This window comes from Geodermatophilus arenarius (assembly GCF_042654585.1).
GTDB classification, from domain to species: domain Bacteria; phylum Actinomycetota; class Actinomycetes; order Mycobacteriales; family Geodermatophilaceae; genus Geodermatophilus; species Geodermatophilus arenarius.
The window spans coordinates 18,347-38,350 of sequence record NZ_JBHSGR010000011.1; the positions used below are offsets into that span (position 1 = coordinate 18,347).

General features: G+C 75.1%; 24 protein-coding genes. 9 read left to right on the forward strand and 15 right to left on the reverse strand.

From position 1 onward, the window contains the following. A partial coding sequence (locus tag ACFO3M_RS11485) for a hypothetical protein (RefSeq protein WP_387988724.1) occupies positions 1 to 583 on the reverse strand: 583 nt, incomplete at its 3' end. 129 nt (positions 584 to 712) lie between these two features. On the opposite strand from ACFO3M_RS11485, the gene ACFO3M_RS11490 reads away from it, so the two are divergent. From ACFO3M_RS11490 to ACFO3M_RS11505, 4 genes are all read left to right on the forward strand, one after another. Next, entirely contained in the window at positions 713 to 1,225 is a 513-nt protein-coding gene (locus ACFO3M_RS11490; protein ID WP_387988725.1) for a hypothetical protein, read from the forward strand. Between the two features lie 319 nt (positions 1,226 to 1,544). Beyond that, entirely contained in the window at positions 1,545 to 1,715 is a 171-nt protein-coding gene (locus ACFO3M_RS11495) for a hypothetical protein (RefSeq protein ID WP_387988726.1), read from the forward strand. 50 nt (positions 1,716 to 1,765) lie between these two features. Continuing rightward, positions 1,766 to 2,017 carry a hypothetical protein gene (locus ACFO3M_RS11500; protein ID WP_387988727.1) on the forward strand — a complete coding sequence of 84 codons (252 nt, stop codon included), beginning with the start codon at positions 1,766 to 1,768 and terminating at the stop codon, positions 2,015 to 2,017. A 60-nt stretch (positions 2,018 to 2,077) separates the two neighbouring features. Then, positions 2,078 to 2,305 (forward strand): hypothetical protein, encoded by a 228-nt coding sequence (locus ACFO3M_RS11505; protein ID WP_387988728.1) that lies wholly within the window; start codon positions 2,078 to 2,080, stop codon positions 2,303 to 2,305. Positions 2,306 to 2,347: 42 nt separating this feature from the next. On the opposite strand, the gene ACFO3M_RS11510 is transcribed toward ACFO3M_RS11505, so the two are convergent. After that, positions 2,348 to 3,412, reverse strand: a complete 1,065-nt coding sequence (locus tag ACFO3M_RS11510) for a glutathione S-transferase family protein (protein WP_387988729.1) — start codon at positions 3,410 to 3,412, stop codon at positions 2,348 to 2,350. 212 nt (positions 3,413 to 3,624) lie between these two features. Here ACFO3M_RS11510 and ACFO3M_RS11515 point away from each other — a divergent pair, with 212 nt between their 5' ends. Continuing rightward, a complete protein-coding gene (locus ACFO3M_RS11515) occupies positions 3,625 to 4,746 on the forward strand; it encodes a DUF4236 domain-containing protein (RefSeq protein ID WP_387988730.1) in 1,122 nt (373 codons plus the stop codon). Between the two features lie 66 nt (positions 4,747 to 4,812). On the opposite strand, the gene ACFO3M_RS11520 is transcribed toward ACFO3M_RS11515, so the two are convergent. Together ACFO3M_RS11520 and ACFO3M_RS11525 are read right to left on the reverse strand one after the other, a co-directional pair. Beyond that, on the reverse strand, positions 4,813 to 5,244 hold the full coding sequence (locus ACFO3M_RS11520) for a DUF1810 domain-containing protein (RefSeq protein ID WP_387988731.1): 432 nt from the start codon (positions 5,242 to 5,244) through the stop codon (positions 4,813 to 4,815). Beyond that, positions 5,241 to 5,927: a trehalase-like domain-containing protein gene (locus tag ACFO3M_RS11525; protein ID WP_387988732.1), complete on the reverse strand. Its 687-nt coding sequence runs from the start codon at positions 5,925 to 5,927 to the stop codon at positions 5,241 to 5,243. Before ACFO3M_RS11525 ends, ACFO3M_RS11520 begins: the two co-directional genes overlap by 4 nt. 72 nt (positions 5,928 to 5,999) lie before the next feature. Here ACFO3M_RS11525 and ACFO3M_RS11530 point away from each other — a divergent pair, with 72 nt between their 5' ends. Beyond that, a complete protein-coding gene (locus tag ACFO3M_RS11530; protein ID WP_387988733.1) occupies positions 6,000 to 7,508 on the forward strand; it encodes a class I adenylate-forming enzyme family protein in 1,509 nt (502 codons plus the stop codon). 5 nt (positions 7,509 to 7,513) lie between these two features. Here the strand turns inward: ACFO3M_RS11530 and ACFO3M_RS11535 are convergent, their stop codons facing one another. From ACFO3M_RS11535 to ACFO3M_RS11555, 5 genes are all read right to left on the reverse strand, one after another. Continuing rightward, the gene (locus tag ACFO3M_RS11535; protein ID WP_387988734.1) at positions 7,514 to 8,218 is read right to left on the reverse strand and encodes a class F sortase; all 705 of its coding nucleotides are present in this window, start codon (positions 8,216 to 8,218) and stop codon (positions 7,514 to 7,516) included. An 8-nt stretch (positions 8,219 to 8,226) separates the two neighbouring features. Continuing rightward, complete coding sequence (locus ACFO3M_RS11540) at positions 8,227 to 8,649, reverse strand: excalibur calcium-binding domain-containing protein (RefSeq protein ID WP_387988735.1); 423 nt, start codon at positions 8,647 to 8,649, stop codon at positions 8,227 to 8,229. Positions 8,650 to 8,854: 205 nt separating this feature from the next. Next, positions 8,855 to 9,136, reverse strand: a complete 282-nt coding sequence (locus ACFO3M_RS11545) for a hypothetical protein (RefSeq protein WP_387988736.1) — start codon at positions 9,134 to 9,136, stop codon at positions 8,855 to 8,857. A 187-nt stretch (positions 9,137 to 9,323) separates the two neighbouring features. Then, positions 9,324 to 10,139 carry a DUF6308 family protein gene (locus ACFO3M_RS11550; RefSeq protein WP_387988737.1) on the reverse strand — a complete coding sequence of 272 codons (816 nt, stop codon included), beginning with the start codon at positions 10,137 to 10,139 and terminating at the stop codon, positions 9,324 to 9,326. A 30-nt stretch (positions 10,140 to 10,169) separates the two neighbouring features. Further along, entirely contained in the window at positions 10,170 to 10,946 is a 777-nt protein-coding gene (locus ACFO3M_RS11555) for a DUF6308 family protein (RefSeq protein WP_387988738.1), read from the reverse strand. Between the two features lie 117 nt (positions 10,947 to 11,063). Here ACFO3M_RS11555 and ACFO3M_RS11560 point away from each other — a divergent pair, with 117 nt between their 5' ends. Next, entirely contained in the window at positions 11,064 to 11,633 is a 570-nt protein-coding gene (locus ACFO3M_RS11560) for a TIGR03086 family metal-binding protein (RefSeq protein ID WP_387988739.1), read from the forward strand. Here the strand turns inward: ACFO3M_RS11560 and ACFO3M_RS11565 are convergent. The 4 genes from ACFO3M_RS11565 to ACFO3M_RS11580 form a co-directional block, all read right to left on the reverse strand. Continuing rightward, a complete protein-coding gene (locus ACFO3M_RS11565; RefSeq protein ID WP_387988740.1) occupies positions 11,630 to 12,640 on the reverse strand; it encodes an NHL repeat-containing protein in 1,011 nt (336 codons plus the stop codon). The genes ACFO3M_RS11560 and ACFO3M_RS11565 overlap by 4 nt on opposite strands. A 108-nt stretch (positions 12,641 to 12,748) precedes the next feature. Then, on the reverse strand, positions 12,749 to 13,291 hold the full coding sequence (locus tag ACFO3M_RS11570) for a hypothetical protein (protein WP_387988741.1): 543 nt from the start codon (positions 13,289 to 13,291) through the stop codon (positions 12,749 to 12,751). 353 nt (positions 13,292 to 13,644) lie between these two features. Next, a complete protein-coding gene (locus tag ACFO3M_RS11575; protein ID WP_387988742.1) occupies positions 13,645 to 14,235 on the reverse strand; it encodes a hypothetical protein in 591 nt (196 codons plus the stop codon). 66 nt (positions 14,236 to 14,301) lie between these two features. Then, the gene (locus ACFO3M_RS11580) at positions 14,302 to 15,342 is read right to left on the reverse strand and encodes an NHL repeat-containing protein (protein ID WP_387988743.1); all 1,041 of its coding nucleotides are present in this window, start codon (positions 15,340 to 15,342) and stop codon (positions 14,302 to 14,304) included. A 125-nt stretch (positions 15,343 to 15,467) separates the two neighbouring features. Between ACFO3M_RS11580 and ACFO3M_RS11585 the strand changes: the two genes are divergently transcribed. Further along, a complete protein-coding gene (locus ACFO3M_RS11585) occupies positions 15,468 to 16,214 on the forward strand; it encodes an enoyl-CoA hydratase-related protein (RefSeq protein WP_387988744.1) in 747 nt (248 codons plus the stop codon). 6 nt (positions 16,215 to 16,220) lie between these two features. On the opposite strand, the gene ACFO3M_RS11590 is transcribed toward ACFO3M_RS11585, so the two are convergent. Beyond that, on the reverse strand, positions 16,221 to 16,844 hold the full coding sequence (locus ACFO3M_RS11590; RefSeq protein ID WP_387988745.1) for a hypothetical protein: 624 nt from the start codon (positions 16,842 to 16,844) through the stop codon (positions 16,221 to 16,223). 116 nt (positions 16,845 to 16,960) lie between these two features. Continuing rightward, positions 16,961 to 18,505, reverse strand: coding sequence for an acyl-CoA synthetase (locus ACFO3M_RS11595; protein ID WP_387988746.1), 1,545 nt, complete (start codon positions 18,503 to 18,505; stop codon positions 16,961 to 16,963). 212 nt (positions 18,506 to 18,717) lie between these two features. Here ACFO3M_RS11595 and ACFO3M_RS11600 point away from each other — a divergent pair, with 212 nt between their 5' ends. Further along, entirely contained in the window at positions 18,718 to 19,992 is a 1,275-nt protein-coding gene (locus tag ACFO3M_RS11600) for a GGDEF domain-containing protein (RefSeq protein WP_387988747.1), read from the forward strand. Positions 19,993 to 20,004: the final 12 nt, after the last annotated feature.

Here is a 20,004-nt window from a genome sequence, read left to right on the forward strand (position 1 = left end):
GGTGACGGAGCCGGTGGCTCCGGTGGCCGAGACCGTGACGGAGCCGGTGGCTCCGGTGGTCGAGACGGTCACCGGACCGGTGGCTCCTGTCGTCGAGGTGGTCCCGCCGGTGGTCGAGCCGGTCGTGCCGGTGGTCGACGACGTCGTCCCGCCGGTGGTCGAGCCGGTCGCCAGTCCTGTGGCTCCGGTGGTCGACGCGGTGGTCGAGCCGGTGGCACCAGTGGTCGAGCCGATCACACAGCCGGTTGGCCCGATCGTGGAGCCAGCCGCGCCGATCGTGGAGACGGTGACCGACCCGCTCGTCCCCGTTGTCGAGGACGTCGTCACCCCGGTCCTGGGACCGGTCGCTCCCGTCGTCGAGGACGTCGCCGCACCGGTGGTCGGCACCGTGATCGACCCGGTCGCGCCCGTCCTCGAGACGGTCCTCGATCCGGTCGCTCCTGTCGTCGACACGGTCACCGCGCCCGTCGTTCCGGTGGCCGAGGTCGTCACCGGGGCGGTCGGTCCGGTCGTTGACGCGGTGATCGAGTCGGTGATGCAGCCGCTCGTGCCGGTGGTCGAAGCTGTCGCGCCTGCGGTCCAAGCCGTCGCGCCCGTGGTGGAGACCGTCGTTGCGCCCGTGGTGGAGACCGCTGTCGAATCCGTGGCGGTGGCGGAGGCTGTTGCGCCGGCGACGGAGGTCGCTGCCCCAGTGGCGGAGGCCGTCACGCCGGTGACGGAGCCGGCCGCCGAGGCGGTGGCCACGGCGGCCGCCAGCACCGCCACCGCGCAGGTCACGACCTCGTCCTCAGCTCCGGTCGCCGGGACCGCCCCCGCGGTCGGGACCGCGACCACCCAGACCGCGCGGGCCACCGGGCTCGCCGTCGCCCCGGCGACCGTGGCCGTCCTACTGACCGCCCCGCGGGCCGAGTGCGACGCGGCCGACGAGGCCACCGCGGCCCCGACGGCCAGGACCACGCAGCGGCAGCACTCCGCCGCTCCCCGGCCCGCCGCCCCGCCGCGCGGGAACGACCTCCCCACCGAGCCCACGGCGCCGGTGGCGCCCGAGCCGAGGCCGATCGCGCCCCCGGCGCCCACCATGTCGGCCTCCACCTGGCTGACCACCCTGGCCGCGATCTGCCCGTCGGGCGTGCCGGCCACCGCTCTCTGCACCGTCCCGGCACCGGCGTCGGCCCCCGCCGTCGCCGCCGCCGTCCTGCGCGACCCGTCCTTCTCTCCCGACTGACCTCCCTGCCAGGCGCGCACCAGCCGCCGGCCGAGGTCGGGGACCCTCCCGCACCGCACCGCCGACTGGGCGCTGCCTTCCCGGGCGTGACCCCGACCTGGCCCACCGCTGGGCCGGGGCCACCGGGCGGGGAGGTATCGGGGCTGGGGGTTCCGCGCACCGAGCGGTCGCGGCACCCCTGACCTCCCCGCCCGACACTCCGGACGACGGGGGCGGTGGCGACGCCCGCGCCCCGCCCCCGTCGACCGATCCGACCGTGACATCCGCGGGACGCCGAACAGCCATGTGCACGACATGTCCGTGTGCTAGTCATGACGTCATGACGACTCCGTGTGTGCTGCGCCCGCTGCCGGACCGCGCCACGGTCGTCGACGTGTACGGGTCCCGCTTCCTGCTCGAGTGGCTCGACCGGGACACCCTCGCCACCGCCGCGGCGACGGCCCGGTGTGCGGCCGAGGTGGAGCGGGTCGAGGTCCGCGCGGCGAGCTGAGGCGCGGAGATCACTGGCGCTCGGTCGACCTGTCCGGCACGGTGCCGCTCGTGCTCCCGTGGATCGTGATCGCCCTGGTCCTGCTCGTCTTCACCGCGATGTTCACGGCCGCCGTACGCGCCGCTCGGCGGGGTGGCGGCCGGCGCTCCGGCGGTGACGGCGGAGGCTGGTACGGCGACGGCGGCAGCTGGAGCGGTGACTCCGGCGGCGGACACCACGGCCACCACGACGGCGGCGGCTGGGGCGGCGACTCCGGCGGCGGCGGGGGAGACGGCGGCGGCGGAGGCGGCGGCGGGGACTGACCGGATGAGCTCCTGCGGCGAGAGCTGGCGCCGCGGGCCGCGCCGGTCCACAGTTCACGCATGACAGCCCTGGCCGTGCTCGCCGTCGTGGTGGCAGCCGTCTTCCTCATGGCCTACGCGATGCAGCGCTCCCGAGCAGGAGCCGAGAGCCGTGGCACCGTCGGGGGGCGCACCGGTCGGGCGCACGGCCCCGGCGTCGTCACCGCCGGTGGGTTCATCGCCGGCACGGACGCGGGCGGCGGCTTCGACGGCGGCTGCGCCGGCGACGGCGGCGGCGGGGGCTGCTGACCCCGACCTCCGGGCCCGCGCCGGCCCGTCCGTGACCGGCCGCTAGGGCCGGGGCGGGCGCTCGTCGTCGGGCCGGTGCCCGATGCCGCCGGGACCGTGCGACGCCGGCACCTCCTCGCCGGCGGCCACGGGCCCGGGCGGGGTCCCGTCGCCGAAGGGGGCGCCGCCGAGCTCCTCGCGCCCGTGCGGGGTCAGCCAGTTCGACGTGTCCGGCCCCATCGGGATGACCTGCGTCGGGTTGATGTCCGCGTGGACGACGTAGTAGTGCTCCTTGATCTGCGGGAAGTCGGTGGTGTCGCCGAACCCCGGCGTCTGGAACAGGTCGCGCGCGTAGCCCCACAGCGCCGGCATCTCGGTCAGCTTCTGCCGGTTGCACTTGAAGTGGCCGTGGTAGACGGCGTCGAAGCGGGCCAGCGTGGTGAACAGCCGGACGTCGGCCTCGGTGATGGTGTCGCCCATGAGGTAGCGCCGCGTCGTCAGCCGCTCCTCGAGCCAGTCCAGCGCCGTCCACAGCCGCTCGTAGGCCTTGTCGTAGGCGCGCTGCGAGCCCGCGAACCCGCAGCGGTACACGCCGTTGTTGACCTCGGTGTAGACGCGCTGCATCACCTCGTCCATCTCGTCCCGCAGGTGCTCGGGGTAGAGGTCGGGGGCGCCGTCGCGGTGGTGGGCCGTCCACTGCGTGGAGAAGTCGAGCGTCATCTGCATGAAGTCGTTGGTGACGACGGCCTTGGTCGGGACGTCGACCATCGCCGGCACCGTGATCCCGCGCGGGTACTCCGGGTCGCGGGCGAAGAACGCCTCCTGCAGCCGCTCGTAGCCGAGCACCGGGTCGCGCCCGCCCGGGTCGAGGTCGAAGGTCCAGCTGCGCTCGTCGTGCGTGGGCCCGCAGATGCCCATCGAGAACGCCGGCTCCAGCCCCAGCAACCGGCGCACGATCGCGGCGCGGTTGGCCCAGGGGCAGGCGCGGGCGATGACCAGCCGGTAGCGGCCCGGCTCGGCCGGCCAGGGGCTCGAGCCGTCGGCGGTGATCCGGTCGGTGATGTAGTTGGTGTCCCGCGTGTACTCCTGGCCGCTGCTGACGTAGCCGGATCCCTGGTCGTCGCTCACACGATCAACTCTCGCCGACCGCGCCTCCCACCGCCCGGCGGACCGGGGTGACCCGCAACTCCTGTGCCGCCTGGGGCCGCGCCTCCTGCGGACCGGCACTCCGGTCCCACCCGTCCCACCCGGTGACGACGCGGTCGTCCCCTGCCCGGTTCCGTCCCGTCCCCGTGATGGCATCCGGAACGGAACGGTCCACGGACGACGACAGGTGGGACATGGGACTGAGCTTCTCGGTCAAGCTGGCGCCGGGTGTCCGGGTGCGCGCCTCCAGCCGGGGCGTGCGGACCAGCATCGGGCCGAGAGCGGCGCGCGTGCACGTGGGAGGGGGGCGCACGTCCTTCTCCACCGGCGCCGGGCCGTTCACCTACTCCACGTCGGCGGGAGGCGGCAGCCGCAGACGCTCGACGGCCGGCCGTCCCTCACCGGCCGCGTACCAGCGGCAGCTCGCGGCCGCGGCGAGGGCGGCCGAGGAGGCGGCGAAGGAGGAGGAGGCCCGGCGACTGGCGGCGATGTTCGCGGAGTTGCTGAGCGTGCACCGCGCCGAGTTCGACCGGACGCGGCACCCGGTCGCGCCGCCGGCCCCCGAGCCCGACGTCGACGCCGTCCGCGCACGGCACCGCGAGGCGGCGACCGCCGGCCTCGGCCTGTTCCAGCGGGCCGCGAAGGAGGCGGCACGCCGGCAGGCGGACGTCGCTGCGGAGGCCGAGATCGCGGCCCTGTGGCAGGAGGCGCAGCGGCAGCAGGCCGACCTGCAGGCCCGTCTCGACGAGTGGTGGTGGGCGCTGTCCACCAACGACCCGGACACGGTGATCGCCGCACTCGCCGAGGCGTTCGAGGACAACGAGGCCGCCGCGGCACCTCTCGGTGTCGACGGCGACGAGGTGGCCCTGGTCGTCCTCGCGCCGCCGGAGACCGTCGTCCCCGAGCGCATGCCGGCCACCACCCAGGCGGGCAACCTCAGCCTGCGCAAGCTGCCCAAGGGCGAGCGGGCGCGGCTCTACACCGAGGCCGTGATGGGGCACGTGCTGGTGACGCTCAAGGAGGCGCTCGCGGTCGCGCCCGCGATCCGCTCGGCCCGGGTGGTCGCGCTGCGCGCCGCGGGCACCGACGCCTACGGCCGCCCCCGGCTCGACTGCCTGCTCGCCGGCCACTGGACCCGCGCCGCCCTCACCGGCGTGCAGTGGTCCACGGCGGACGCCTCCACGATCGCCCGGGACACCGCCGCGGAGCTGCTGGTCGACGTCAAGGCCAAGGAGCTGCGGCCGCTCGACCTCACCGGCCAGCCGGGCCTGCAGGCGCTGCTCGACGTCGTCGACGTCGACGAGCTGACCGCCTGACCGACCTCTGCCTCGCTGACCCGTGCTCTGCACACACCTGCAGGCAGGGCACGACTGCGCGCGGGACTACAGCCGGGACGTCGTCGCGTCGTCCTCCTCGCCGCCGAAGTACTGCTCCAGGACGGCGCGGAACACCGGCTGCCCGGGGTCGGCGTGCGCGAACAGCGTCATCGACGAGCGCAGCTTCACCGCGTCGACCGGCCCGAGCACCGCGGCGGCGTCGGAGCCGGGCAGCTCGGTGAGCGCCTGCGCGGACTCGACCAGCCGCGGGCCGAGCACCGGGTGGGCGAGGTAGGCGCGGGCCTCGTCGAGGCCGGAGATCGCGAACCGCTGCGCCGTCGCGCTGCGGCCGAGGCCGGCGACCTGCGGGAAGACGAACCACATCCAGTGGCTGGTCTTGTGCCCGGTGCGCAGCTCGGTGAGCGCCTGCGCGTACGTGTCGGTCTGCGCCTCCACGAAGCGGGCCAGCCGGTACGGGTCGTCGGCGGAGGAGGTCATCGGTCGTCTCCCGGGGTGGTGTCGGCGGTTGTCGGCGGTGACGTCGTCGGCGCTCGTCGTGCGGACGGCGAGGGTGAGCCCGGCGACGCGCAGCACCGGTCCGTGCGCGGTCTCGTGCACCCACGGGCCACGGTGTTCAGGCAGGTGCCGGGGCGCACGGCGGCGCGCATGCGCACCGTGCCCTCGAGCCCGCGGCGGGCCAGCTCCGACCACGGCAGCCGCCCGGCGACGACGGTGGTCAGCGCGTCGGTGACGCGGACCCGGCCGGTGGGCGTGCTGAACGTCGTCCGCAGGACGTTCGTGTCGCCGGCGTAGCCGCGGCTGACGGTGAGCTCGCCGTCGGGGCACAGCTCCAGGCAGCCGCCGTTGTCGGTGTCCAGCAGCGCGCCGAACACCGGCGGGCCGTCCATCTCCGGCAGCGGCAGCCAGTCGATCCGGCCGTCGCGGGCGACCAGGGCGAGGGTGCGGCCGTCGCCGATGGCGGCGTAGGTGCGCAGGTCGGCGTAGCCGAGGTCGTCGCGCTCGGTGACCGCCGAGTCCTCGCCGGCGCCCCAGCGCAGGCTGTCCACGCGGACGGCGCCGGGGCGCGGGACCTCGGTGCGGTCCGGGTCGACGCCGGAGTCCTCGGGCGCGGGCGGGATGCCGGGCATCGGGCGGGCGGTGGATCGCGCGGTGCCGGTCACGGGTCGCCGGTGCCCGGCCCGGGTCCGGGCGACACCCGGGTGGCCGCGCTCACAGGAGGACGATCGGCGCACGTGAGCTCGACCGTCTTCGACAGCACCGGCATCGAGACCGGCCCCGACGGCATCCGCCGCTACACCGGCCTGGCGCCCACCCTGCCCGCGCTGCTGTCCGCCACCGCCGCCCGGGTCCCCGGCCGCACCGCCGTCGTCGAGCCGGGCGGGCCGTCGGTGACGTACGCCGAGCTGGAGGAGCGCGCCCGGGTCGTGGCCGGCGGGCTGCGCGCCGCAGGCGTCGGGGTCGGCGACCGGGTGGCGCTGCGCATCGGCAACGGCCTGGACTGGGTGCTCGCGTTCTGGGGGACGCAGCTGGCCGGCGGCGTCGTCGTGCCGCTGAACACCCGGCTGTCGGAGCCCGAGGCGCGGTTCGTCCTCGACGACTGCGGTGCCGCCTACGTGGTGGAGCCGGGTGCTCCGCTGCCGGCCGGGGAGCCCGTCGAGCCGCACGACGCCGCGCCCACCGACGTCGCCGCGCTGTTCTACACGTCCGGCACGACCGGCCGGCCCAAGGGCGCGATGACGACGCACGAGAACTTCGCGACCGCCGCGGAGAACATGCGCCGCGTGCTCGGGCTGTCGCGCGAGGGCGGCGAGACGTCGCTGATCTCGGTGCCGCTGTTCCACGTCACCGGGTGCAACTCGCAGCTGCTCGGGCAGACGGCGATCGGCAACACCGTCGTCGTGATGCCGCGGTTCAGCCCGGCCGCGGTGCTGGAGGCGATCCCGGCGTTCGGTGTCAGCCTGCTGACCAGCGTGCCGACGATCTTCGAGCTGCTGCTGCGGCACCCCTCGTTCGCCTCGACCGACGTCAGCGGCGTGCGGGTGCTCAGCTACGGCGGGGCGCCGATCGCGCCGGAGCTGGTGCACCGGCTGATGGCGGCGTTCCCGAACGCGCGAGTCGGCAACGGCTTCGGGCTGACCGAGACCGCGGCGCTGGCGACCTACCTGCCGCACGAGTTCGCGCTCGAGCACGCCGACTCGGTCGGCTTCGCGGTGCCGGTGGACGACGTCCGGGTGGACCGGCCCGACCCGGACACCGGCGTGGGCGAGCTGCTGGTGCGCGGGCCGAACGTCGTCGCCGGCTACTGGGGCGACCCCGCGCGGACGGCGGAGACGTTCAGGAACGGGTGGCTGCGCACCGGCGACATGGCGCGGGTGACCGACGGGATGGTGCGGATCGTCGACCGCGCGAAGGACATGATCAACCGCGGCGGCGAGAACGTGTACTCGGTCGAGGTGGAGAACGCGCTGGCCGAGCACCCGGACGTCGTCGAGGTGGCCGTGGTGGGCGTGCCCGACCCGGTGATGGGGGAGAAGGTCGGCGCGGTGGTCCAGCCCCGTGCCGGCGTCTCGGCCGAGGACCTGGTCGCCTCCCTGGCGCCGTTCGCGCGCGAACGGCTGGCGGACTTCAAGGTGCCGCAGTTCGTGAAGGTCCTCGACGCGCCGCTGCCGCGCAACGCCGGCGGGAAGGTCCTCAAGCACCCGCTGCGCGCGACGACCGACTGGACGCCCGTCCCGCGGTAGGCGCGTCAGGGACCCCAGTCGGTGAGCCGGGCGAAGACGACGACGTTGTCGAGGTAGTCGCCCGACTCCTCGTCGAACGCGCCGCCGCAGGTGATCAACCGCAGTCCGGCATGGTCGGTGTCGCCGTAGACCTCGTCGGTCGGGAACTCGTCCTTCGGGTGCTCCTCGACGCGGTCGACGGTGAAGACGGCGGAGGTCCCGTCGGCCCGGTCGACGACGACCTCGTCGCCGGGCAGGAGCTCGTCGATGCCGGAGAACGCGCCCGGTTCGCCGGCCCAGTCGACATGAGCAGCGAGGATCGCCGGGCCGAGCTCGCCCGGCGTCGGCGACCCGTCGTACCAGCCGGCCGGGTAGGCGCCCGGCGGGACCTCCATGGTCCCGTCGCGTTCCAGTCCCAGGTCCATGAGCCGGGAGGTCATGTCGAGGGCGGGGATGGAGACGCGGGTCGGCTCGGACGGCGGCAGCACCAGCCTGCGCGCGTCGGCCGGGATCGGACGCACGGGGAGGTCGAGGTGGAGCACCCGCCCGCCGGGCGACGAGGACGCGGCCTCCGACACGGTGACCGGCGCCGCGGAGACGCGGTGCGTGCCGCCGTCGCCCTGCTGGGCCGAGAGCCCCGTCGTCAGTGCGCCGACCACCAACAGCGCAGCGGCCGCTCCCGCCCAGGCCTCGGAGGCCTCGGCGGGAGCGGCCGCTGCGCGGTGCGGCACTGACGGAGTCAGGCCCGGGTGCGGGCGGTGCGGCGCGCGGCGACGGCGGCCCCACCGGCGGCGACGAATGCGACGCCACCGAGGACGAACGGCAGGCTGCTGCCCTCGTCGGACGAGCTGCCGTCACCGGCGGCCACGGCGCCGGCCGGGCGGGTGGCGACCTGACCGCCGCTGGTCGCGGGAGCCGGGGTGACGGCGGCCGGCGCACCCGCGCCGGTGGCGGCGTAGGCGTAGCTCTCGCAGGCGATGCCGTCGTTGTCGTCGTCGAGACGCTCGGGGTCACCGGGGACGGCGTCGAAGGCGGCCTGAGCCTCGGCCTGGGACGCGAAGTCGGGGCAGTCGCGGTCCGGGGCCGCGGACGCGGTGCCGGAGAGGACGACGGAGAAGCCGGCCGCCAGGACGGCGGCAGCAACGGTGCTGCGGATGCGCATGATCACTCCTAGTGAGGTGACGGTCACGTAGGAGGCTAGGAAGACGGCCCGGCTCCGTCCGGGAGCGACAGCGGGCTCGGGTTGACGAAACCGCGACCGGACGGTTGTCAGGACGTCGGCTGGAGCCCGTCGCGGCGCCTCGGCCGGTCTCCGCCGCCTCGCTGGGCGACCGCGCACCTTCCCCGGGCAGACGTCGTACCGCCGGTCAGGCAGCGCCGGCCTGCGCCTCGCGGGAGGCCGCGGCCGCCTCGGTGAGCGTCCGGGCGATGGCCCGCACCGCGGCGCCGGTGACCGGGACGCGGCGCCGCTCCACCCGCTCGGGTGCGCTCCGTCGTTCGGCCGGAACGAGGCGCGGGGCGGGGACGGCGGCGGGACCGCTTCCCCGGGGCGGGAGGACGTCGCGGCACCAGCGCTCGCAGTCGGCCAGCAGGTTCCCGGTGGTGAGGGGAGCGGCCATGACCGTCTGGAGCCGGGTGCGGGGGTGCATGCGGTCCTCTCGTTCCGGGGGCATGGTCGCGCCCGTTCCCTACTCGTATCGGCAGGCCGGCCCTCATGCGGAACGGCGCGCCGGTGCTGCAGTCGATCATCGTCCGCGTGCCGCTCACGCCGGCGTGTCAGCGCGTGTCGCGTGCACGCAGCCGATGATCAACTGGCTGGGAAGAGGCGCGGCCGTCTCACCTGGCCGAGCGGTCCGCGTCCTGTCCGGCGGTGATCTCGTCGGCCGCGACCCCGAGATCGGGGAGCGCGTCCAGAGTCGGGGCGTCGGCGCGGAGGCCGGGTGCCGTCACGGCGGTCGCCCGCCGCTGCTGCGTCGGCGGCAACCGGAGGCCGGCGCAGTTCGTCTGCGTGTGCTCGCGGTGGTGCCGCATCCAGGTGATGACGTCGAGGGTGCGCAGGTCGGTCACGCCCGACGGGATGCCCGACGCCTCCCGGGCCGCGCTGAGGCGCTCGCCCAGCACCCCGCCGTCCTCCGCGAAGAGGCCGAGCAACCAGTTCCACACACCGGCCGGCCGCCCGAACGCGCACCGGACCACGCGGTCGTACACGGGGATGAGCCTCGGTCGCTTGCGGGCCAGCAGCTTGCCCGTGATCACCCAGCCCATGCCGTGTGGTTCCTCCAGCAGGTCCCAGACGACGCGGGCGTGGGACGCGGTCGCGAACAGCTCGACGGCCCGCGGATCGCTGATCGCGACGTCGGTGGGCATGTGCGACAGGTGGTCCGAGACGGACAGGCCGAGGTCGCCCTCCAGCAGCGCGAGCGCGACGTCGCCGGGGACGTCGACCTCCAACATCGTCACCGCCACCAGGTCCTCGTAGGTGATCCGGTCGGCGGTGTCGGGCCGGTCGCCACCGCCGGCGAGGAACTCGAACCGGCTGCCGGAGTAGGTCGGCATCCGGCGCGGCGGGCGACCCGGCTCGTAGTAGGCGACGAGGTCGTCCACCGCGCGGGGGTCGTCAACGAGGCGCAGCAGGTCATCGAGCGTGAGCACGCACGGCACCCTGCCCGACGCGTCCGACGGTCACGCCGGGAGCAGTGCCTCCAGGCCCTGCTCGGAGTCGGCGGCGATCGCGCGGCCGACGGCGACCGCGTGGGTCATCCGCAGCGAGCCGGACAGCCACAGCAGGACGTCGTGCAGCCGCACCCGGCCGAGCGGCCGGCCGAGCAGCCGCGCCGTCGCCGCCTCCAGTGCGGCGAACGCGCCGGCGTTGGCGGTGAGCTCGCGGTGGACGATCGCCGCGGCTCCGCTGTCGCCCTCGCGCAGGTGGCCCCACAGCTGACGGCGGGTGTGCCCGTCGGTCAGTGGTATCAGCGCGGGGGAGCGGTGGTGCAGCGCGGCGACGACGTGCCGCGCCCCCGGCCCCTCCGCCACCGACCGGAGCGACGCCCCGACCGTGCCCGGTTCCATCAGCACCGAGAACTCGTCGGCGGGCAGCTCCCACAGCGGTCGCCCGTTCGCCCGCGCGAGCGCCGCGGCGTAGTCCGGCCAGACGTCGTCGAGCCGGCCGCGCACCTCCCGCCACCCCGCCGGGTCGAGCCGGCCGTGCAGGCCCTCGGCGAGCAGGACGTCGCGGTCGGTGGGGCCGTCGCCGGTCGCGGGCGGCTGCCCGTCGAAGCGGTCGAAGGCGTAGGCGAGCACCTGCACCCACCGGCCCTGCGGCACGCTGGGGGAGCGGAAGAACAGCGGACGACGGCCGCGCGCGTACCCGAGGACGGCGGCCAGTGCGGTGGCCAGCGGGATCGGGTCGGGCCCCGCGCTCGGGAGCACGAGAGCAGCCGCGTCCGGTCCGACCGACACGGGCCCATTCAACTCCGTCCGCGGCTCGGCGCGGCCGAAGCGGGAGGACGCGCGCCGGGGAGTCGGTCGTACCCGCCGCACCGCTCATTCCCGGGGACGGCGGCGGTCTGCCCTGGCATGACGATCGACCTGGGACCCGCAGCGGCCGCCACGGCGGGGGTCGTGGCCGGGATCCGCGACGACCAGCTCACCGCCCCCACCCCGTGCGACGGGACGACCGTGGCCGGGCTGCTCGGCCACCTCGCCGGGCTCGCCTACGCCTTCCGCATGGCCGCGGAGAAGACGCCCGTCGACGGCACCGCCTCCACTGACCCCGCGCACCTGCCCGCCGACTGGCGCACCTTCGTCCCCGCGCAGCTCGACGCGCTGGCCGCGGCCTGGCGGGATCCCGCGGCGCACGAGGGCATGACGGCGGCCGGCGGGGTGGACATGCCGGGGGAGGTGGCGGCCGTCGTCGCGCTCGACGAGGTCGTCGTCCACGGCTGGGACCTCGCCGCCGCCACCGGTCAGCGCTACGAGGTCGCCGACGCGGACGCCGACACCTGCCGCGCGTTCGCCGAGTCCTTCGGCGACGACCGCCCGCCGGACCTGTACGGCCCGGTCGTGCCGGTGCCCGCCGACGCCCCGGCGCTCGACCGGCTGCTCGGCGTCACCGGCCGCGACCCTGGCTGGAAGCCGCCGGCCTAGCCGAACCGCCAGAGCACCGGCTCGCCGCGGCAGTCGCTGACGACCGAGGCGCGGCCGGACCCGTCGACGTCGGACCCGTCGACCGCGCCGCCGTCGCACAGCTCCACCTCGGCGACCACCTCGCCCGCCGCCAGGTCGACGCTGCGCTGCAGCACCCGCGGCACCTCGCCGTCGGCCACGGTGTCGACGAGCGTGGCCCTGTCCCCGTCGACCGTCACCAGCGCCGGCAGGTCACCGGGCACGGTGGCCAGCACCTCGGAGCCGCGGGTGATGGAGACGTCGCCGGACCCGCCGACGGTCGCGTACACGTCGCCGTCGACGACGGTCAGCGGGCCGGCGGCACCCGGGCCGGTCGGCACCTCGCCGATGATCTGCAGCGCGGCGTCGACGATGACGACGGAGGCGCTGCGCCCGGTGTCCGTGGCGACGACGACCATGCCGTCCCCCGAGACGTGCAGGTCGCGCGGCGTGCCGGGCAGCGCGACCTCGTCGCGGACGACGCCGCTCTCGGGGTCGACGGCGACCAGCCGGTGCGCGCCGTCGATGCCGCTGAGCGCGAGGAGCAGCACGCCGTCGATGACGACCGCGTCGAGCGCCGAGACGTCGGCGGCACCGAGCGTGCCGACCGGCTCCGGCGCGTCGGCGCGCCGCAGGTCCGCCTCGACGAGGGCCACGCGCCCGGCGGCGAACCCGACGACCACCACGCCCTCGCCGTCCGCGGCGATGCGGGTGAGGCCGGGCCGCTCGGAGTCGAGGCCGCGGAGCGGGACGACGGTGACGGTGCCGTCGGCGGCGACGTCGGCGAGGGTGAGCGGACCGCCGGGCGGCGCCAGCAGCGCGACCGACCGGCCGTCGGCGGTGGCGGCCACGTCGAGCACCTCGGCGTCCGCGCCCGCGACGTCGGCCAGCGACACCGTCGTCGGCCCCGGGATCGCCGTACCCGCGATCGCCCCGCCACAGCCGGTCAGCACGAGAGCGGCGAGCACGAGCCCGGGGCTGGGGCGCATGCCGGCAGAGTGTGACCGGGCCCCACAGGCGCGACAAGCAGTCGCGACGCGGCCGGACGCGCGAGCCCTTCGCGCGCGAAAGGCCGCGGCGGCTGTCCGACGAGCTGGTCAGTCGTAGGGGTTCGTGAGGACGGCGGCGGCCTCGACGACGTCGAACGTCACCGGCGGCCCGTCGGTCGTGGTGGTGCCGGGGACGTCGGCCGGCGCGCTGCCGTCGACGGTGAACGTGGCGCCCCAGGTGACGGTGAGCGACGCGGTGTACGTGCCCGAGCGGTAGAGGTGCTCGGTGGCCTGCTCGGGATAGGCGCCGCCGGGGACGGTCGTGGTCAGCGTGGGCGCGGCGGGGTCGCCGGTGCGCCAGGTGTAGCGCTGCGCCTCAGCGACGATGACGACGGCGTAGCCGCGGACGTCGACGGTGAAGGTCTGGGTGATCGGGGCGTCGGTCCAGAAGACGACCGGCAGCCCGGCCAGGCCCCGTCCCGGCGGCGCGTGCGAGGTGGTCAGCTGCGGCAGCGGCAGCCGCTGGAAGTAGGCGAACACCTCCTCCGGCGACGGCGGCGGGTTGAGCGCCGTGATGTCGATGCACGCTGTGCGGACGGTGGTCCACCGCCCGAGCAGATCGCCGGGCTGCGCGCCGGGTGGCACTTCCACCACTGCGCTTCCGTCCGAGCGGACCACCGGGCGCTGTTGCACGGCGAGCCATCGCACCACTTGGCCCAGTTCGGCGGGGCAGGCCTGGAAATCAACGCCTGTACACGACCCTGCTTCTTCGTCGGACAGGACGCACGGCTGGACCAGGCGCCAGACGTAGTCGATGGCCGCAGGCCCGCCGCCGCTCACTAGCTCACCGACCCCGCCCCCGGCGTACTCGACCATCGCTGATCCGCCATCGAGCCCAGTCGACCCGCACGAGTCGAACGAGCATGCCAGCGCATTCGTCTTGGGTGTTGTTGTGACCAGCAGAAGCGCGATGCCGACCAGAACGACGCCCCAGCGCAGTCGTCTCATCCGAGTTGAAAGCCTGTGACGGTCCAGGACCGCGTCGACTCCGACCACTCAAGCCCGAGACCCGAGAAAAGCCTTGGTGCCAGATCAGGCTGAGCCTCAAGGACAACGCCGGAGCTGTCCACGAGCGAAACAGGCTCCCGCCGGGCACTGAAGCTGAACTCAGCACTTGTCCCGTCGAGCATCACGGGAGGCACGTCGACTAGCGAGACCTCGCCACCCACATATCTATTTCCCGCGGCAGCCGCCTCGTCATAGTTGTTGGCGATGCGCCGGCACTCATCGCACTCGGGACCGAGGTCGCGCAGTGGTTGCCCGGCCGGGATGGCGCGCTGCCGGTTCAGCAGGTCGATCCAGTAGCGGAGGAAGGCCTCGGCGCCGGCGGCGTCCTGGGTGCGGGCCTCGGGCGGCACCGGGAAGTCGGCCGGACCCACCACGGGCAGCGCCTCGGTGGTGCTCGCCGGCGCCGACGTCGTCGGCAGGCTCGTGCTCGGCGCCTCGTCGTCAGGAACTGAGCAGGCGGGCAGCAGCAGCGCCGCGCCGAGGACCACCGCGATGAGGCTCGTCCGTCCGGTGCCGGGGTTCTGCACGATCGCGGACGATAACCAGAACAGCACCGCTCCGGATCGCACCCTGGGGACAACCCACCCGAACGGCTACCCGAGCACGAACGCGGTGGTCGACGAGTTGTCCCCTCCGACGCACGCGCCGATGACGGTCAGCCGCTCGCCGGTGAGCGCCACCCGGCCGAAGGTGCCCTGCCCCTCGCACAGCCGGCCGGCCGCGAGCTGCTCGCCGCTGGACAGGTCGAGCGTGACCAGGCCGGACTCCACCTCGAACCCGGCCACCGCCAGGTAGGCGACCCGCCCGTCGGGGGAGAGGGCCAGGTCGGCCGGGGCGCGGTCGGTGCCGGGGATGGGGTGCGCGGCGGTCACCTCGCCGTCCTCGACGACCGTCACGCGGAACGGGTCGTCGCCGTGGACGGTGAGCGTGACGACCGCGTCGCCGTCGTCGGTCAGGCGCAGCGCGGACGGGATGCTGGCCGGGCGGTCGGAGGCCAGCTCGACGAGCTCCGCCTGTCCCAGGTCCTCGGCCCAGGTGCTCAGGACGGCGACGTCGGCCAGGTCGAGCGCGCGGGCGTCGCTCATGAGCGCGACCGGCCCGTCGGGTCCGGCGGCGAGGGTCTTGACCGTGAGGCCGGGGTCGAGGTCGGTGGTTGCCTGCACCTCGCCGGTTGCCGGGTCGAGCGCGGCCAGCCGACCTCCGCCGGTGACGTACAGACGGCGGCCGTCGGGGGAGAGGGCGGCGGTGTCCCCGTCGACGCCCAGCTCGACGGTGCCGCCGCCCACGGTGGTCAGCCGGCCCGGGCCGAGGACGAGGACGGCGCCGTCGGGTCCCACGAACAGCTGCTCGCCGGGGCCGTCCAGCCGTTGGACCGCGCCGACGCCGTCCTCACCGACAGGCGCCAGGTAGGTGACCGACGGGTCGGCGCTGTCAGCGAGGAGGACGAGGGCGCCGTCCGGACCGGCCGCCAGGTCGAGGACATCCACGCCGGCGGGCGCGACGGCGTCGAGGTCGGCGGTGGCGAGGAGCTCGGTGAACGTCGTCGGCGCGGGGCTGGGGTCGCCCTCGACGCCGGTGCAGCCCGCAGCCATCAGCGCGACAAAGGCGACGGCAGTGACGCGGCGGGCGGGCATGCGAAGGCTCCGGAGGTGGGAAGCCGAGTGTGGGACCGGCCCGCGCAGGGCGGCAACACGGCGTCGTGGTCTGATGCCTGCGGATGGTCCCCCGGGCCCGCGGGCCCCGATCCGGAGGTGCACTCGTGGCTGACGCCGAGGTCCTGCTCGAGGTCGACGGCGGCGTGGCGGTGGTGACGCTCAACGCGCCCGACCGCCGCAACGCGCTGACGCCGCAGATGGCCGGCGAGCTGATCGACGTGTTCGACGAGGTCGATGCCAAGCCGGAGGTCGGGGCGCTCGTCGTCCGGGCGGTGGGCAAGTCGTTCTGCGCGGGCGGCGACGTCGCGACCCTGACGAACGCCGGCAAGGACCCGGCCGCGCCCGACGCCTACGAGGGCATGGGCCGCATCTACGACTCCTTCTACCGGCTGGGCCAGGTGAAGGTGCCGACGATCGCGGCCGTCCGCGGGTCCGCCGTCGGTGCCGGGATGAACATGCTGCTGGCGGCCGACCTGCGGATCGTCGCGGACGACGCCCGGCTCCTCGCCGGCTTCCTCAAGCGCGGCCTGCACCCCGGCGGCGGGCACTTCGTCATCCTGTCCCGGCTGATCGGCCGCGAGGCCGCTGCGGCGATGGCGCTGTTCGGCGAGGAGATCAACGGCACCAAGGCCGTGGAGCTGGGCCTGGCGTGGGAGTCGGTCGACGACGCCGCCGTCGAGGACCGCGCCCTCGAGCTCGCCCGCCGCGTCGCCGCCGACCCGGAGCTCGCCCGCGTGGCCGTGGGCAACTTCCGCAGGGAGGTCGTCAACGGCGCGGTGAGCTGGGAGGTCGCCACCCAGTTCGAGCGCCCGGCGCAGATGTGGTCGATGCGCCGGTCCGCCAAGGACTGAGACCGCTCACACCGCCTCGGGGACGTGCAGGTGGGCGAGGACGAGGTCCATCTCGGCGACGTCCACGATCTTGGCGCCCAGGGCCTGCGCGAACTGCTCGCGCAGGGACCGGGCGTGCCGGCGCACCAGCCCCGCGGCGTCGCGGTCCTCGAAGCTGGTGACGCTGACCGTCCGGCCGAGGCGCCGGTCGACCAGCATGCTGACGCTGCAGAAGCCGGGCAGCTCCTGCAGCTTGGGCAGCAGGTTGTGCCGGTAGGCGTCGAGCAGGTCGTCGAGGTGGTTCGGCGCGATGCGGGCCCAGGTGACCTGCGCGCCGGCGCCGTCCCCGGCCGGACGGTCCCGGTGGAGGACCGCGATGTCCCACTCCCGGACGTCGGCGTGCCCGCCGCCGAGGGTGTGCAGCAGGCGGTGCTGGACGGTGCGGTCCTCGGCCGCGGTGGCGCGCATGGCCTGCTCGTCCCTCCAGGCGGTCGCGACGATGCAGCGGCCGCTGGCGCGGTCGGCGAGCATGGAGAGGCCGACGCAGCCGTCGGTGTTCTGGACCGTCGGCAGGACGTCGTCGCGCACGTAGGCGATGGCGGCGTCGATGCCGGCCGTGTTGCCGCGGATGCTCGTGGACCGTGCGTGCATGCGCCGCTCTCCTGACCTGGTGGGGACGCCCCTGCGGCGTCACGGCTCAGCCTGTCGACGCTCGGTGCGCGAGGCAATGGCCCAGCCGTCGGGCAGCCTCCCCGGGCCGGTCCACGTCAGTGGACGGCGCGCTCCTGCCCGGCCCAGTAGGGCCGGCGCAACTCGCGCTTGAGCACCTTGCCGACGGGGGAGAGCGGCAGCGCGTCGACGACGTCCATCGACCGCGGCGTCTTGTACCCGGCGAGCCGGGCGGCGCAGAAGGCCCGCAGCTCCTCGAGGGTGACGGTGGCGCCGGCCGCCGGGACGACGACGGCGTGCACCCGCTCGCCCCAGGTCTCGTCGGGGACGCCGATGACCGCGCAGGTGGCCACCGCCGGGTGCTGGGCGAGGACGCTCTCCACCTCGACCGAGTACACGTTCTCCCCGCCGGAGATGATCATGTCCTTGATGCGGTCGGTGAGGTACAGGTAGCCCTCGTCGTCCATCCAGCCGGCGTCGCCGGTGTGCATCCAGCCGCCGCGCAGCGCCTCGGCGGTCTCCTCCGGCCGGTCCCAGTAGCCGAGCATCACGTGGCCGCCGCGGACCACGATCTCCCCGACCTCGCGGCGGGGCAGCTCGACGTCGTCCGGGCCGACGACGCGCACCTCGGCGTGCGGCGCGGCGCGCCCGACGGAGCGCCGGTGCGCGGGGTCCTGGTGGTCGTCGGGGGTGAGCACGGTGGCCGCCGGGGCGAGCTCGGTCATGCCGTAGGCCTGCATGAACCGGGCGTTGGGCAGCGCCTTCATCGTCCGGCCGAGCAGGGCGTCGGACATGGGGGAGGCGCCGTACATCACCCGGCGGACGCTGGTCAGGTCGAACTCGTCGACCCGCGGGTGGTCGACCACGAGCTGGATCATCGTGGGGACCAGCAGCACGTCGGTGACGCCGTGCTCCTGGACGGCGGTCAGCACGGCGACCGGGTCGAACACCGGGATCATCACCTGCGTCCCGCCGACCACGACGGCGCCGACCCAGTTGGAGAAGGCGGCGAGGTGGAACATCGGCGCGGAGTGCAGGCCCACCCGGCCGGGCGGGAAGTGGTCGGTGGCCAGCCCGCCCATGGACGACGTCAGCAGGTTGTCGTGGCTGAGCATGACGCCCTTCGACCGGCCGGTGGTGCCGCCGGTGTAGAAGACGCCGGCGAGGGCGTCACCCCCGCGGCGGACGTCCTCGATCGGCTCGTGCGCTCCCACGAGCTCCTCGAATGCGAGCATGCCGTCGGGGGTCGGGCCGTCGCCGGCGTGCACGAGGTGCTCCAGGCGCGGGTGGGCCGCCCGGATCGGCTCGGTGTACGCGGCGAAGACGTCGTCGACGACGAGGACCCGGGCGTCGACCTCGGCGAGGGAGTCGGCGATCTCGGGGACGCTCCACCGGATGTTGACCGGGACGACGACGCCCCCGGCCCACAGCGTCGCGCCGAGGAACTCGTGGTAGCGGTCGGAGTTCAGGGACAGGACGGCCGCGCGCTCGCCGTCCCGGATCCCGAGCTGCTGGAGAGCGGCGGCCAGGCGGGCGATCCGGTCGACGGACTCGGCGTGGGTCCGGGTGCGGCCGGCGCAGACGGTGGCGATCTCGTCCGCGCGCTGCTGGACGTGGCGGTGCAGACCCTGGGTGACGTACACGGTGCCGACCTCCCGATCCGGGTGGGACCCGGAGCGTCGCGACGACGGGTTGTGCGGCGACAGAGGCGGACGGCCCTGGGGCCGCAGGAGGGCGCGGTCCCGCCGAGCTCGAGGCCACCATCGGGGAGGGCCGGCTCGGCGCCTCGACGTCGAGGTGTCCCGGTGCCGCAGCGTGTTCCGTCGGTGACGCTCGGCCGCTAGCGTCGCCGCGCGTGACCGCCGCCGTCCCGACGCCCCGCCTGCCCGACTTCGCGCCGGCCGGCGTCCCGCTGCCCGATCCGCGGGCGGCCGTCGCCGAGGCGGCCCGGCTGGCCGCGATCGCCAGCTACCGGCTGGGCGGGCACGCCGGGGTGTCCGACCTCGACGCCGTCGTCGCGTACATGGCGGAGACGGTGGAGGCGCCGATCGCGGTCATCAACCTGGTCGGCCCGGACGAGCAGTGCTTCCCGGCCGAGCGGGGCGCGGGCGCGCCGTACTCACACGTGCCCGACGAGTTGTCGTTCTGCGCGTACGTGGTGGCGCTGCGGACGCCGCTGCAGGTGGCCGACGCGCTCGACCACCCGGTCTTCCGCGACAACCCGGCCGTGGCGGCCGGCGCGATCCGCTCCTACCTCGGGGTGCCGCTGATCGACGAGGACGGCTTCGTCCTCGGCTCGCTCGGCGTCTTCGACGACGAGCCGCGGGCGTTCTCGTCGGCCGAGCAGGAGCTGCTGGAGAACCAGGTGCGGCTGGTGCGCAGCGTGTTGTCGCTGCGGCGTCAGGTGGCCGCGCACCGGTGGGACGGCGAGCTGCTGGCCGCGCAGGGCCGGACGCTGGAGGCGGTGGCAGCCGGGCTGCCGCTGGAGACGGTGCTCGAGACGCTGGCCTCGTCGACGGCGGGGCTGGCCGAGGACGCGGACGCCGACAAGGCAGTGCGGCTGCAGGAGACGGTGGACCGGCTGACCGCGGTGGCGACCAAGGCCGACGGCTGGCGGCAGGCGCTGCTGCGGTCGGCCCGGCAGGACCCGCTGACCGGGCTGGCCAACCGCAGCCACCTGCTCGATACCGGCCGGGCGGCGCTGGCGGTCGGGGGAGCGGTGCTGTTCGTGGACGTCGACCGGTTCAAGGAGGTCAACGACCGCGGCGGGCACGCGGTGGGGGACCAGCTGCTCGTCCGGCTCGCCGACCGGCTGCGCCGGCACGTGGAGCGGGAGCTGCCGGGGGCCGTGGTCGGCCGGCTGGGCGGGGACGAGTTCGTGGCGGTCCTGCCCGGGGTGGATGCGCCAACGGCGGAGGCCATCGGGCACGGGCTTGCCGCCGCCCTGGTGGACGAGGTCGAGGTGGGACGGCGGACCGTGCGGGTCTCGGCCTCCATCGGGCTGGCGATGGCTGCGCCCGGGACGACGCTTGACGAGGTCCTCTCGCTGGCGGACCGGGCCATGTACGGCGCCAAGGAGCGCGGCCGCGGCGTCCTGCATCTGATGACCGCTGAAGACTCATCGGCCTGATCGCTCAGGCCC

Bases quoted from the DNA above. Each gene is read 5' to 3' on its own strand.
- ACFO3M_RS11495 (WP_387988726.1), top strand. From the start codon at position 1,545: ATGACGACTCCGTGTGTGCTGCGCCCGCTGCCGGACCGCGCCACGGTC.
- ACFO3M_RS11505 (WP_387988728.1), top strand. From the start codon at position 2,078: ATGACAGCCCTGGCCGTGCTCGCCGTCGTGGTGGCAGCCGTCTTCCTC.
- ACFO3M_RS11515 (WP_387988730.1), top strand. From the start codon at position 3,625: ATGGGACTGAGCTTCTCGGTCAAGCTGGCGCCGGGTGTCCGGGTGCGC.
- ACFO3M_RS11520 (WP_387988731.1), bottom strand. From the start codon at position 5,244: ATGACCTCCTCCGCCGACGACCCGTACCGGCTGGCCCGCTTCGTGGAG.
- ACFO3M_RS11540 (WP_387988735.1), bottom strand. From the start codon at position 8,649: ATGCGCATCCGCAGCACCGTTGCTGCCGCCGTCCTGGCGGCCGGCTTC.
- ACFO3M_RS11545 (WP_387988736.1), bottom strand. From the start codon at position 9,136: ATGCACCCCCGCACCCGGCTCCAGACGGTCATGGCCGCTCCCCTCACC.
- ACFO3M_RS11560 (WP_387988739.1), top strand. From the start codon at position 11,064: ATGACGATCGACCTGGGACCCGCAGCGGCCGCCACGGCGGGGGTCGTG.
- ACFO3M_RS11565 (WP_387988740.1), bottom strand. From the start codon at position 12,640: ATGCGCCCCAGCCCCGGGCTCGTGCTCGCCGCTCTCGTGCTGACCGGC.
- ACFO3M_RS11580 (WP_387988743.1), bottom strand. From the start codon at position 15,342: ATGCCCGCCCGCCGCGTCACTGCCGTCGCCTTTGTCGCGCTGATGGCT.
- ACFO3M_RS11590 (WP_387988745.1), bottom strand. From the start codon at position 16,844: ATGCACGCACGGTCCACGAGCATCCGCGGCAACACGGCCGGCATCGAC.